Genomic DNA, 14,115 nt, shown 5'->3' with positions numbered 1-14,115 from the left:
AGAATCTCGTTGAACGATTGCAGAAGCACAACTCTCACGTGTATTCACACGCATTTACCCGAAAAGCTTCCGATTGGGAATACGCAGTATCTTTTGAATGCAGCAACAGAGAAAAAGTTCAAGCCATTGAATTCTTCGTGAAAAAGATAAAATCACGAAAGTTCATCGTTAAGATTGTCGAAAATCCGCACATCATCCCCGATTTGCCCTTATAAAATCCATATGTCCTGGTTCTCCCGATGCTTCGGGACTGGAGGTACCATGTAAAGCCTGAACATCTTGTTCGGGCTTTTTTGTTTTATCCGCAAAATGTGTTGAAACTTTCGATAAAAGACACTTAATGCAAAATCATTCAATCTGACATAATTTGTTTGTTTTCAATCTTCAACAATTCACAATTTGCGCATTTTTAACAATTATTTAAAATTATAAGGCTTAAATTAGAGATGCACAACCCAAGTCTTCTACAGATGTCTAACAATTATTTTTCAACCACCACATAACGATTTTTCATCAACAGAGAATTAACGGGTTGTGGTAACTTATTATTTACCCCTAATTCTACCGCTTATGAAAAGGATTATCGCCAGAAGCGCCTACCTTCTGTTTCTTTTTTCCAGCTTCCTGAGTCGCGCGCAAGTCGGCATAGGAACGGTTACACCCTCGGGAGCTCTCGATGTGGTTTCAACTACTGACGGACTCTTGATCCCGAGAATTTCACTAACAGCAACCAACGTAGCCACTGTGGTCACGCCCACCGTGTCGGAACTCGTGTACAATACTAATACTTCCGCAGCCGGAGCCAATCAGGTCACACCTGGTTATTATTATTGGAACGGCTCAATTTGGGTGCGTTTGGCTACGGGAACGAGTTCATATTGGGCGCTCACGGGGAATTCAGGAACAGCCGCAGGCACTAATTTCTTAGGTACTACAGACGCTGTCGATTTACGGATCCGCACCAATAACACCGACCGATGGAACATCAGCAATGCCAACAACGGCCAACTTCAGTCGTTTTCCATCGGAACATCCGTTGCGCCTACTTTTTCATTTACGAGCGATCCGAACACAGGCATTTTCAGTTCCGGCCCAGATGCTTTGGATTTCAGTACAGGTGCGGGTGCTCGTCTGCGAATCCCGAATGCCGACCAGGTGCATGCGCTCGCATTGGGTACGGCCGCACTCCCATTCTATTCGTTTTCTGCCGATGCGAACACCGGGATTTTCAGCCCTTCGGCCGATGCACTTTCTGTTGCTACCAATGGAACGGAAAGAATTCGCGTGGATGCCAACGGGAAAATCGTGATCGGAGCTACTACCGCTAATGCGATGCTCGACGTAACCAGCACAAATGACGGTTTATTGATTCCAAGAGTTGCGCTCACGGCCACGAATTCGGCTTTGCCATTGACTACGCCTACGACATCCGAATTGGTATATAACACGGCTACTGCAGGAACAGCGCCCAATAATGTGACGCCCGCTTTTTATTATTGGGATGGTGCGCAATGGACCAAACTCGCGATCGGCAACAACAACGACTGGACGATCACGGGCAATTCGGGCACTGTGGCAGGCACCAATTTTATCGGAACTTCAGATGCGATCGACCTCCGCATCAAAACCAACAATACCGACCGATGGAACATCAGCAACGCCAATAACGGCCAGCTTCAACCGTATTCATTAGGTACGGCGGCACTTCCGATCTATTCTTTCCAAACCGATACGAACACCGGTATTTTTAGCGCTGCCGCGGATAATTTGTCGTTGACGACAAACGGCGTGGAAGGTTTCCGGCTTCGAAATACGGGAAATGTCACCATCGGAACGACATACGCTTCAGTCGATGCCGCACCCACCAACGGATTACGCGTGCAAGGTTCGACCGTGATTGGCAAGGCCAACGGAGAAGACAGCCGCGATGTTTTATCCGCTCACACTTCGGCCACTTCTTATGGCAACCTTACGGGTTATCCGAACGCCACATCCAAAAGAGCGCTTGCCGCTTATGCCGATGCGGGCGGAATCGGGGTTCTCGGATATTCGAACAACACAGGTTACGGCGTGGTCGGATTGACCAAAACCGGATCGCTTTCTTCGTTTATCAGGACAGGAGAAGGACTTGTTGGCCAGGCAGACGGCGCTACGACAGGCATTATCCCGATCGGCAGCCACGGTGTGATCGACGAAACGGCAACCGGAAACTGGAAAGCAACAGGTGTTTTGGGCGAAAACAACAACATCACGCAAGGTCTCGGATTTCAAGGCGGCTCCTACAATCAAGGCAATTTGGGTGCTTTGAGTGGCGTTTACGGCAACATCGGGTCGCGGGTAACGAGCGCCTCGAGCAATTCGTATATGTTCGGGGTTGTGGGCGACATCCTTACCTTGGGTTCGGGAACGATTGCCGACGGAACGGGCGGCGTACTGGGTTTCGGAGGTTCCGGAAACTTCGGAATGTTAGGCTATCGAGGACTTAGCGGCATCACGTACAGCGTTTACGGAGGCGGCTCGGGAAGCAGCATCCTTGCTATCAACACCGGCAATCGAATGGTAGATCGTACAAAACCCAACAACCGCATTGGGCTTGGAATTACCGGCGGTTTTATGGGTGGCTATGTAGCCGGCAACCAATTCGGATTGGTTTCCCACGGCAGCGAATTCGGCGCGTACGTTCAAGGAAAAACCATCGTAAACGAGCCCATCGTAAAGCTCACCGACAACGGAGGTTCGGAACGCAGCGCGACGTTCGTTCCCACTTCTACCGAAATCGACATCATGACCCGAGGAAAAGGCCAGTTACAGAACGGCACGGCTTTCATCGCATTCAAAAGTGCATTTGCAGAATCGGTCGCTTCGGCCGAAACCATTAACGTGACCATTACGCCTACCGCGGAAACCAAAGGCGTTTTCGTGAATCGCGTTACCGAAGAAGGTTTTTATGTGACCGAAAACGGTTCGGGAACGAGCAACGCTTCATTCAATTGGGTCGCCGTCGGAACACAGAAAGGTTTCGAGGACGGCATGTCGATATCCAAAACCGTATTGGCGCGTGAATTCGACGACAAAATGAAAAACGTGATGGCGAGCGAGTCCCAAAACGAAGGAACATCCATTTATTACGATGGACAAAACGTACGCTTCGATCGTATTCCGGAATCGTTCCTGCAACATTCGAGAAAAGAAGAATCGAAAAAATAAAGGAAAGCAGTTTAAGGCAATATCACGTCGAATCCGTCGGAGGCGCGTTTCACCATTTTCACCATGCCCGATTTCAACGCGGCGCGGATGACCGCCAAAGCATGTACGCTGTCGAGCTGCAACAAATGACCGAATGAGAACTGGATGAAGAATTTGCCTTTGAGGCTTTCCATGATCGCATCCGGGTCTGAATACAGCCGCAGTCCGTTCCTGCCGAAGTATTCCATGCGTCCTTTCCTGAGTCTGGATTCAAGGAAAGATTCGAGGTTGGAAACTTCGCGAGCAGGCAAACCCGTACATTTCAAAATCAAGGTATGCGTGTTCATTTCGTTTGGGATTTACCGCAAGTTATGCATTGCGAACGGACATCTACTTATCAAAAACCAACAAATGTTTACAGTTTAAAGCGTTCGCACCTTGCGAACTCCTGTAATGATAAGACTTTCGGTCATTCTCTATTTTTTTTAAAAACTCTCGACGAACGACACTTTCTGTAGCAACTACACTACAAAAAGACATTGGTAAATATTTCACAATGACCAACTTGCCACGCGAATAATCCTTATTTTTAATAAGATGAACAAATTCGCCAAGAAAATCCTCGTTGTTTTTGTGGGCTTGCTGCTGCTATTGGCGGGATTCTGCTTATTTCTGAACTATTATTGGATCGATGAGGAACTTCCGAAAATCATCAACGAAAAGAACAAATCGCCCTATTTCATCACGTATAAAAATCTCGATGTTTCGCTGTTTTCCTCGACCATAAAAGCGTCAGACATCGTGCTCGTGCCCAAAGCCGCCTTAAAAGACAGCATCCGCAAAGCGGGCATTTATGCGACAGTGGAATCGGTCGAGGTGCGGCATTTCAGCATTTGGAGCCTATTTTTCAGCGATCGGATAAAGGCCTCAAGTATCATCGTCAACAAACCCAAAGTCACGCTGTACAAGAAAAACGAGAACGCGATCGATTATTCCAAAAGCATCCGTTCGGACGTGGTCGCGCCTTTCGAAAAAGTCATCAGCGTAAACGAAGTCGAGCTCAACCACGCAGACGTCGCGATCTTGTATCCTAAAAACGGCAAACCGATGCTTCGCGCGAGCAACATTTCGGCAAAACTAGACGGAATCGCGATCACCGACAACCTACTCAAACGCAAAATCCCGTTCGCGTACAAGAATTACAGCTTCAGTTGCGACAGCGTTTTCTTCAAACCGAACATTTACTACCACATCCGAACCGGGAAAATCGAGACCAAAAACGACGGGTTCACGCTTCACAAACTCGAATATCTGTGCGACATGGATCGCAAGACGTTCGTAAAATCGGTGGCGACCGAACGCGACATGTACAACATCAAGGTCGACAAACTCAGTCTTGAGAACCTCGATTGGGGCTTTAGGCAAGACGACACACTTTTCGTGCATTCCAAAACCGTGCGTCTCGATCGCGTGAACGCCAACATTTTCCGCGACAAGCGCAAAACCGACGACCTCAAAAAGAAAAAACTGTACAATGCGTTGCTGCGCAATCTTGATTTCGATTTGCGCGTCGATACGTTGGCCGTGCGAAATTCGATTTTGGAATATGAAGAACAAGTCAATGATGTCGCGCCCGGAAAACTGCGCTGGAATCCGTTCAACCTGACGGCCTTGCACGTTTACAGCGGATTCGAAAAGACAAAGCTTCCCGACGTGCGCATCCTCATCGACGCCAGATTCATGGATGTCGCGCCACTCAAGGCCGATTGGACATTGAACGTGCTCGACAAAACCGACGGTTTCCATATCAAAGGAAGCATCAAACATTTCCCCGTCGAGCGCATTACCGAATTCAGCAAACCGTATATGAATTTCACGGGAAAAGGGATTCTCGACGAAGTGTATTTCGATTTCCATGGCAACGACAACGGCTCAAAAGGCACGTTCGGCATCAATTACGACGATTTGAAATTCACCGTTTACAAAAAGAACGACCGCAAGAAAAAGAACAAGTTCCTTACTGCGGTCGCGCGTATTTTCGTCAAAAAGGATTCGGATGAGAAGGTCAGGAAAACCGAAATCGAGGTCGAGCGATTAAAGGACAAATCGTTCTTCAATATGTTTTGGAAGTCGATTGCGGAAGGCTTGAAGAAGGTTTTGGTCTAGGTTAAGCCACGAATTTCACGAATGACACCCATCTTTCGACCTAATTCAAAACACTGATCAGTTTTTCTTTTCGTCGGGTTTCTTTTCGGCAGCCGTTTTCCCGTCTTCTTTTTTGGCGTCTTTGTTGCCGTCGGTTTTTTCCTCTTCGGATTTTTCTTTTTTCTCGATCAACGTCTTTGCCGGCGTCGTGTTTCCTTTCGCGTCGTCGATCACTTTATCGCCGTATTGGGTTTCGGGAATCGCCTCGGTGGTTTTGCTGAAAACCTTGACTTTGGGGTTTTCGTGCGTTCCCGTAATCGCGATCGGAATCCCGATAAGCCCGAATGGCGGCAATCCGAGTCGCATCCTCAAACCGAGCTGGCCGTCGAAACTGGTTTTTCCTTCGAATCTTAGTTTGAAAACCGACACGTTCATGCGCGTCTTTTCGATCTTGATCACGTTGTTTTTGATCGTCGATTTGATGTCGACGCGCGACAGGTCGGGATCGTTCAATCCGTCTGAGCCCGTTTTGTCGCTGATGCTTCCGAACATCTTAAGCCCTTTTATCTTGATTTTGTTGAGCGAGACCACGCCTCCGCCTTCGAGCGACGGATAAATCGGGTTCATGTTGCCGTCGAGTTCGCCGTTGAGTTTGTAATCGACCGAAATGATGCCTTCCGCTTTTCCGGCCGAAGTCGCAAGTTCCTTGAACATCTCGATTTCGTTGAACGCGCGCTTCACGTCGAAATTCTTGGCTCGGAAACGCAGGTCGAATCCGGCTTTTTTAGCCGAAGCGTCGTCATACATGCCGTCGAGATTCAACGTAGCCCCGATTATTTCGAGTTGTGTGCCTTTGAAAAGTACTTGGCCTTTGCTCACGCCGACCGTTCCTTTGACGTTTTCGAGATTGAATTTGTCGTACGTGACTTTGTTGATGTTTGTCGTCAGGAACACATCGAGATTCGTCGGCACCACGACCACGCCCGACTCTTGCGTTCCGGTTTTCTTCTCGGCTTCGATTTCGGGTTGCTGTTTGTCGTTATTGCCCGATTCGAGCGCCATGAACTCATTCACGTTCACGTATTTCGAATCAAGCCTGAAATCGCCGTGCAACGTGCCTCGCTTCTCGAAAAGATAGTTGATCGCGTTGATGAGTTTTCCGTTGAGCGCAAAATCCGATTGGCCGTACGTCGCAAGGAATTTGTTGAAATTCATCTTTTCGCGGTCGAACACAAAACTGCCTTCGCTGATGAAAAACGACTTCGGGAAACTTGCCATCGTCGCTTTAATGTCGCGTATCTGCAACGTACCGCTGTTGTCGAGTTTCGAGTATTGACCCGTCGTCGCATAGCTTTGTCGCCCTTTGAGACGCAGGTCGGACTTGATGTAACCCGTAAGATCGATATCTTTCTGCTTGAAGACTTTATAGATTTTGCCGACGTCGACCACGCCTTTCGCACGAACGTCGTAATCGACATCGTCGAGATTCTTGAAAACGGCGTCGATCTTGAACGGATTGCCTTCGAACGTAAATCCGGCCGGCTTGATCGAAATGCGCGTGTCGTTGAAGTTCCCGTTGTCGTTTAGCGCGTTGATGTCGAGGTTGATGTCTGAAATCGGATTCGGATAATATTCCGTTTTGAGAAACGCATTCTTTAGCAAAACGCGTCCCTTGGTTTTCGGAAACAGGCGTTTATCTGCGTTGTAAATCCCGTTCGATTCTACATTGACCGACAATTTACCTTTCATGTCAAGATTGTTCAAACCAAGCGCTTTATCGAGGTTTTCCAAATCGAGATTGCCTTTTATATTGGCTTTGACCGACATGTTGTCGAGCCCTTTCGTCTCTACATATGCCTTGAAAAATTCTTTGCCTACGCGAAATTTGAGCGAATCGAGTTTTACGATCAAACTGTCGGTATTGAGTTCCGGAAGTACCGCCTTGAAATTGAGGTTGATGTCCGAAGTCGGGAAAGGCGCGTCTTTGTACTCGATGTAACCGTCGGCGATGCGCGTATCGAACGATATCGAAGGATTGCGTTTCGTCGCCGCGTCGTATCGGCCTTTGAACATGAAAAGCAGATCGATGTCGCCCTTGACTTTGGAACTTTCGAGCCAGGTCACGTATTCGGGCGGAAGCGCGGTAAACAAATCCTTGAGGTTGCTGCCCATACTTGAAACCTGAACGTCTATGTAATAACCGCTTTTGAGGATGTTGAACTCGCCTTTGAAATTAATAGGAAGCTCGTTGATCTTGAGGTCGTTCCTTTGAAAAGCGAACGTCAGCGCGTTGGTATTGATGCGTGTGATGAGTTCGGCGCTCACGTTTTTCTTTTGAAGATACGGTTCGCCGTTATAGATGAAATCGAAGTTCTTGATTTCGGCATCGGTCTTGAGATCGAAAACCGATTGGTCGAGGTTGCCTTTCCCGAGGTAATTGAAATCTTCGGCCGAAATGAGCATCTTGGCCGATTTGTCGTCGTATTTGAGCCTGCAATGCGAAATATCGATGCGATCCAGACGCAATGACGTATTGGAAACCGTGTCTTTTTCTTGTTCCTTTTCCTCGGAAACATAGACATTGTAATTCGCCTCGCCTTTTTCGTTGACCATGACGTTGACGATCGAATTGTCGATGTAAATCTCGTCTATACTGATTTGATTATCGAAAATAAGCCGCTTGAGGTTGATGCCGAACGCGACTTCCTTTGCCGCAATCAACGTGTCGTTCTGGAACGGTTTCGAGCCTTTCAACGAGAAATCGTCGAGCGTGACCGTAAGCGACGGAAAGTGGTTGAAAAACGACAGATTCGCTTCTGAGAAATTGAGTTCTCCTTGCAGTTTTTTGTTCGCAAACGCTTTTACCTGTTCGGCGAGCGTGCCCGGAAACAGTATCGGGATCAAAAACAGCAACAATAGGATCGATGCGACGGAAATGCCGATCCACTTCAATGTCTTTAAAGTTATGGTCTTGAGGCGCGAATTCATGAATCAAATATAGCCAAATGTTAAAATACGAAAGTCCATTTTGGCGCGGCTTTAAGAAAAAAGGCCCTTTCGGAATGAAAAGGCCTTTTGGAAAACTTAACTTAAACTAACTCGAAATCTATTCTTTTACCAATTTCATGGTTTTTTCGCGATGGTATTCGTCTGTGGCTTTCACGAAATAAATACCGCTGTTCAAATCGTTGATGTCGTAAATCGATTCTTCGCCGAAATGGCCTTCGAAACGCTTTACGAGTTGTCCGGTCATCGACCAGATTTCGACTTTTTCGATATTCGCGTTGATGCTGAATGCTCCTTTTGAAGGATTCGGATAAACGGTCACGCCGTCCATCGTATCGATAGGATCGGTCGCAAGATTCGGCAATTGGTTGCCGTAGATCCTGAATTGTCCCGGTGCGATCGTAAGCGTCATGGCCGTATTGGTCACGTTGACCGATGAATTGTCCATGAGGTTGTACCAGGTTCCGCCGTAAGGAAAATCGGCTACGACACTTTGGCTCGTCACGTTGAAATTCGTAAGGACGACGACGTTTTTCAATTGGGTAGACGGAAGCGCGTTGTCGTAAACATACAAACGCGGCGTCAATGTCGTTCCCGAATTGATCGAATACGAAGCTTTGAAAACCGGTTGCGTCGTCTTGAGCTGGATCATTTTGGTCCAATCGTTGAAAATTTGCGCACGACCTGCGACGCCTGGCCAGTTGCCAGTCCATTGCGGTTGCGGTTTGGTGGCGAGTTTGCAGTCGCCTGCAATAGCGTCGGAAGCTGTGTTGACCGTGCCGTCGGTACAGGTATAAATCGACAAATCCCAACCTAATTCGCCAAAATGCCAAATCATTTTAGGCCCCGGAACCAATAGCGAAACCGCTCCGATAGCAGACATTCTCGAAAGCGCAACGCTCAAGGTCTTGACGTTGTGTGCCGCATTCGTGCTGTTTCCGAATTGCAGGTTTTTGTACATCAAACGCTCCTCGTCGTGGCTTTCGGCATATCCGATTACGCGGTTGTTCGTAAATCCGTGAGACGAAGCACCCATTCGCGTAATGTCGTTGCTTGAGTTGAAGCCCATCGAAAGTTGGCCATAGGCGTTGTTCATGTTGCCCCACATCATGACGCCTTTGCTCGGCGTTTCGTTGACGCGGTAGTTCGCCCATTGCTGTTCTTCGTTATCGGCACCCAAATGCTCGAAAATCGTGTAATGCGTCGGGTCGAGGCTCCACGAATAATCGGTGTATTCTTTGAGCACGTCTACGCGATCCTGCTGGTAACTGTTGGTGCACGACTCGCTTCCGGAGCAATTCTGCGTAAATCCTTTGGTCAAATCCCAACGGAAACCGTCGATATGGAATTCCTGTATCCATTGCTTAATCACACGTTTCACGTAATATTTCGTGTAAGCTGAAGAATGGTTGAAGTCGTTTCCGACACTGTAACTGTGTGTGGCGAATTCGTTGAAATACGGGTTGTCGGCAGCTGCATCGCCCCATCCGTCTCCGTCGCTGTCTTTCATCCACATGCGAACCATAGGGTTGCGTCCGAAAGCGTGGTTAAGCGCGACGTCGAGAATCACGGCAATCCCGTTCTGGTGACACAAATCGATAAGTTCCCTGAGTTTGTCGGCCGTGCCGTAATATTTGTCGAGCGCCATGTGGAACGAAGTGTTGTAGCCCCAGCTTTCGTTTCCTTCGAATTCCATCACGGGCATCAATTCGATGGCATTCACTTTCAAATCCTTGAAATACTGGATGCGATCGATGATCGATTGGAAGTTGCGCGCCGCATCGAAATCGCGGATCAATACTTCGTAAACCACGAGATTGTCCTTTTCGGGCTTGGTGAAATTGGCTACTTGCCAGTTGTAGGCCGTTTGCCCAGTTTTCAAAACCGTGACTTCGCGTTCCTGTCCTGTCGGATAAGTGGGAATCGACGGATAACTCGCCGCCGGAATATAAGGGTCGTCGAATGGCGATAACACCAAAGTCGAATATGGATCGGCCGTTTTTACGAGTGAAGGCGAACCCGAAGAAGGCGTTTGGTCGACTACCCAATATTGATAGGAATAATTGGTTCCCGATGTAAGTCCGGTGAGTTCAAGCCAGAATTTGTTCGCGGATGCGTCTTTTTTCATCGCATAAGCCGCTGTAGGTTGCCAGTTGTTGAAACTTCCGGCGACGTAAACGAAATCTTTGCCCGGAGCGGTGAGCACCAATGTGGCTTTGGTGGCGTCCGATGCGTTGTAGTTGATCCCGTCTTCCATACCCGTAGGCAATGTCTCATTTATCGTTCCCGGATTTACGAGAACCGCGAATTTGCGTGTGTGCGTGGTAGCGCCTTGTGTCACTTGAAGCTCGTAGTTCTTGTTCGTTGTTATGTTCGTGTCCGTAAACGAATACGCGCTTCCTGAAAAGGTATTGATGCTTACGCCGTTTGCAAGCAGGTTGTAATTGGCCGATCCGCCCGTATTTGAGGCAGATACGGCAAGACTTCCGCCAGAGTTCACGATTGTCGTGCTGTTCACGGCAGGTGCATTCAACGTCAATTGGAAAGATCCTACCGGAATGAAAATATCGGGACTGGTTTGGGCCGTTCCCGCGGCATTGCGGAATACGACGCAAATTTGGGTAATCGTGTTGCTCGTGGCCACGCCGAAGTATGTATACAAATCTGGCGTGATATCAAGCTTGTAAGTCGTGCCCGAAACGAATGTCAAAGCCGGTTGGGTCGTATTGTTTCCCCAAGAGCCTTTTACGTTTTGCCAAGGCGTTCCATTGACCGTTACGCCGATGTGGGCATAAATCGTCCCTGTATAGGCCGACAGGTTCGTGCCTGCTTTATTGAAGTTGATCGTAACCGATTGGTTCGCTTCGAACGTAGCCGGCGTGGTCGTCACCTGGGCGTCTAATCCCAAACAGCAACAGATACCAAGAAGTAATGTGTAAATTTTTTTCATGGCAATAAGAAGAGAAAAGGGCTATTTTCCAATAGCCCTTTTGATTTGAAATTCAAATTAATTTAGCTCGAGCGTGTAGGTATATTGTCTAGGAACGCTCAAGTCGAGATGAACAGTATAGTTCCCCGAAGTAGTGATTGGAATGTCGGCACCACCGTAAGTCATTACACCATCGGCACCGCCTAGGTTGACAGTCCAAGCATCATTAGCGCGGAACTTGATTGCACCACCGGCAGTGAGGTTGATATCGATAGTCCAAACTTTCAACGCAGGATCGTATGTCATGTCAGTATCCGGAATTGTTACGTTATCTGCACTTGGCCATCCTAGAGGCGTAGCAGAACCCGTGATAGCCCAGTTCTCTGCCGTCAATTCATATGTTGGCGAAGGTGTTGCACCAAGATTGACTTTTACACGGTAGAAACCGGCAGTCGCTCCTGGCAATCCACAATCTACCTCATCGGTTTGCTCAAGCGTTCCCGAATACGATCCGTTTGAAGGTCCTGTATCTCCATAGTCACCGTCCCAACCTGTATTGGTAGGCAAGAATTTATAATTAGCACTTCCGTTGGCAAAATAAACGTATCCCTCGAAGTTTTGGCTTGTCGGAGAAGCTGCCTCGAGAGGTGCTCCTGTAGCAGGTGTCCAATCGTTGCCGTAGTTGCCCGCAGATTGGAAGCCTCCAACAACGTACATTTTCGGAGCTACGGTCGGAACCGGAATGAACGGGGTCACAACAATAGAAACCACGTTGGAATATTTAGGCTCGGCACCCGTAGTACCTACCGTAGATTTGATACGGACATCTATCGTACCCGTATCTTCTGTTGCAGGATCGCCGTCGTCAAAATAATTTCTTGCAATCGTATTTAACGCGCCAACAGTTATAGTATACGACCTTGCGGTAGAAGATTGCATCACACTCGGTTCAGCAAAATCGGTCCCGTTTTTGGCAAATTGCACCTCGTATGTCACTTCTGTAGGTGTACCGTAATCGACATCTTCCCAAGTAAAGGTGACAGCCGGGTTGGTTTGAGGGGTCGCTTCGACCAACTCTATCGAGGTTCCGTTATCTGGTGTAAGAATGGAGAATTCTGCAGGCTGAGTAACAAACATCAAGTTATCATCAGTTTCACATGACGCAACAGCAGCCACAATGAAAGCAGAAAGTAATATTTTAGAAATCTTTTTCATTTTATAAAGTTTTGCGATTGAACAATATTAATAACCTGAGTTTTGTATTAGGTTCGGGTTAGCGGCAATGGATTGGTTAGGAAGCGGAAACACGCTAAGATGTGACGGAATCGCCACTCCATTTAGGGAATTTCCTTTCCATGCCCAGTTATAAGTGCCACCGGTATATTTGCCGAAACGGATCAAATCCTGTCTTCTGTGCGCTTCCCAATGAAGCTCGCGCGCTCTTTCGTCAAGTAGGAAATCGAGCGTTAATTCACCTGAGCTGATATTGCCCGAAGTACCTCCGTTAGCACGCTCGCGCAATTGGTTCACATAATCCAAAGCTGTGGTTGCCGAACCGTTTCCGCCTCTTAGCGTCGCTTCCGCATACATCAAAAGAACATCTGCATATCGGAACAACGGGAAATCTGTATCCACGAAAGTCTGGTTAGAACCGTTCACTCCAGCCGAAGTCTTATTCGAGAACTTGGTGATGACAAAACCTTGCCCTTGATTCGCAATGCTCGTGATATCAATAGGACGATCACCCGAAATGATGGTTTTGCGCGTATCGAAATCGAAAGCACCTCCGTCGAATTTCTGTACGAACTGCTTTCTTAAGCGAAGAGCGCCGCCCCATCCGCCGGTAGAAACTCCCAAAGAAGCACCGTTTTGTTCAATAGAACCAACTTCTCCGTTGACCATGACCGTCGTAGCGCCGTAGTTTTGCGTAACGATTCCGTCCGATTGAAGTGTGAAGATCATCTCTGAAGACGTGTGGTTGTCTGCATTGAAGTTGTCCAGATAGTTCGATTCCAACGTATAGGCATTGGCTCCGATAATGGCGTTGCATTCCGTAATACAGTCGTTGTAACGGTTTGCACCGATGTAAACCTCTGCATTCAAATACATTTTGGCCAAAACCATGTGAGCAAAAGCTTGATCCAAACGTCCGTACTCGTTCGAGTGAGCCGGTTTGAGGTTCGGAAGCACTTCGTTGAGTTCGGTTTCGATGAACGAGAACAATTCCTGACGCTCTGCTTGAGGCGCGCGGAAGTTGATCGGATCGTTCTCTGTAACCATAGGCGCTTTTCCGAACAAATCCATCAAAACATAATACGCATATGCCCTTAATGCACGCACTTCATTGCGGTAGGTGGCGATGTCGGCCAAAAGCTGCGTGTCGGTTACGCCTCTTGCTTGGAGTTTTTCGTCTGTAGTTTGACGCAAGTACTCATTAGAAAAAGACACGCTCAACATGGTACGGCTGAACATACCCAAAAGAATCGGGTTGTCGGCAGTCCAGATGTTGCGCTGCAATTCACGTGTTCCGGCATCGTTCTCGTAACTCCAGATCACTTCGTCTGTCGTCAAATCCTGCAAGTACCAAAGGCAACGTCCGTATTGGCTCGTACCGGCATCGATACCTTGAAGGTTCGAAGATCCGGAACCTGTAGCTCCCGTTAGGGAAAGGTTTCCGTAAACACCGGCCAAAGCTTGCTTGTATGAGTTTGGCGAAGAAGCGAAGAATTCTTCCGAAAGGAACGTATCGTCGTCTTCAGGTGTTACGTTCAGGTCATCGACGCACGAAGTCATGCTGAACATGGCGGCGATGAAAAGAATACTAAATCTGAGTTTTTTCATAATTCAAT

The 14,115-nt window shown here is 47.9% G+C and carries 8 protein-coding genes; 3 read left to right on the top strand and 5 right to left on the bottom strand.

Going from position 1 to position 14,115, the window contains the following annotated elements:
* A partial coding sequence (locus HZF10_RS17930; RefSeq protein ID WP_217703359.1) for a GIY-YIG nuclease family protein occupies positions 1–215 on the top strand: 215 nt, incomplete at its 5' end.
* A gap of 355 nt (positions 216–570) precedes the next feature.
* Complete coding sequence (locus HZF10_RS07355) at positions 571–3,207, top strand: beta strand repeat-containing protein (protein ID WP_176005552.1); 2,637 nt, start codon at positions 571–573, stop codon at positions 3,205–3,207.
* 11 nt (positions 3,208–3,218) lie between these two features.
* On the opposite strand, the gene HZF10_RS07350 is transcribed toward HZF10_RS07355, so the two are convergent.
* Positions 3,219–3,533 (bottom strand): hypothetical protein, encoded by a 315-nt coding sequence (locus HZF10_RS07350; protein ID WP_176005551.1) that lies wholly within the window; start codon positions 3,531–3,533, stop codon positions 3,219–3,221.
* Positions 3,534–3,783: 250 nt separating this feature from the next.
* On the opposite strand from HZF10_RS07350, the gene HZF10_RS07345 reads away from it, so the two are divergent.
* Entirely contained in the window at positions 3,784–5,352 is a 1,569-nt protein-coding gene (locus HZF10_RS07345) for a hypothetical protein (protein ID WP_176005550.1), read from the top strand.
* A 57-nt stretch (positions 5,353–5,409) separates the two neighbouring features.
* Here the strand turns inward: HZF10_RS07345 and HZF10_RS07340 are convergent, their stop codons facing one another.
* From HZF10_RS07340 to HZF10_RS07325, 4 genes are all read right to left on the bottom strand, one after another.
* Positions 5,410–8,319 (bottom strand): AsmA family protein, encoded by a 2,910-nt coding sequence (locus tag HZF10_RS07340; protein WP_176005549.1) that lies wholly within the window; start codon positions 8,317–8,319, stop codon positions 5,410–5,412.
* Positions 8,320–8,437: 118 nt separating this feature from the next.
* On the bottom strand, positions 8,438–11,287 hold the full coding sequence (locus HZF10_RS07335; RefSeq protein ID WP_176005548.1) for an alpha-amylase family glycosyl hydrolase: 2,850 nt from the start codon (positions 11,285–11,287) through the stop codon (positions 8,438–8,440).
* Between the two features lie 57 nt (positions 11,288–11,344).
* Entirely contained in the window at positions 11,345–12,403 is a 1,059-nt protein-coding gene (locus tag HZF10_RS07330) for a SusE domain-containing protein (protein WP_176005547.1), read from the bottom strand.
* Positions 12,404–12,508: 105 nt separating this feature from the next.
* Positions 12,509–14,107: a RagB/SusD family nutrient uptake outer membrane protein gene (locus tag HZF10_RS07325; protein ID WP_176005546.1), complete on the bottom strand. Its 1,599-nt coding sequence runs from the start codon at positions 14,105–14,107 to the stop codon at positions 12,509–12,511.
* Between the last annotated feature and the right edge of the window lie 8 nt (positions 14,108–14,115).

It is taken from the genome of Flavobacterium agri, from assembly GCF_013401995.1.
Lineage (GTDB): Bacteria > Bacteroidota > Bacteroidia > Flavobacteriales > Flavobacteriaceae > Flavobacterium > Flavobacterium agri.
Note: the sequence above shows the minus strand (reverse complement) of the source record. Positions and strands in the feature narration are given on the sequence as shown.

Bases quoted from the DNA above. Each gene is read 5' to 3' on its own strand.
- HZF10_RS07355 (WP_176005552.1), top strand. From the start codon at position 571: ATGAAAAGGATTATCGCCAGAAGCGCCTACCTTCTGTTTCTTTTTTCC.
- HZF10_RS07350 (WP_176005551.1), bottom strand. From the start codon at position 3,533: ATGAACACGCATACCTTGATTTTGAAATGTACGGGTTTGCCTGCTCGC.
- HZF10_RS07345 (WP_176005550.1), top strand. From the start codon at position 3,784: ATGAACAAATTCGCCAAGAAAATCCTCGTTGTTTTTGTGGGCTTGCTG.
- HZF10_RS07340 (WP_176005549.1), bottom strand. From the start codon at position 8,319: ATGAATTCGCGCCTCAAGACCATAACTTTAAAGACATTGAAGTGGATC.
- HZF10_RS07335 (WP_176005548.1), bottom strand. From the start codon at position 11,287: ATGAAAAAAATTTACACATTACTTCTTGGTATCTGTTGCTGTTTGGGA.
- HZF10_RS07330 (WP_176005547.1), bottom strand. From the start codon at position 12,403: ATGTTTGTTACTCAGCCTGCAGAATTCTCCATTCTTACACCAGATAAC.
- HZF10_RS07325 (WP_176005546.1), bottom strand. From the start codon at position 14,107: ATGAAAAAACTCAGATTTAGTATTCTTTTCATCGCCGCCATGTTCAGC.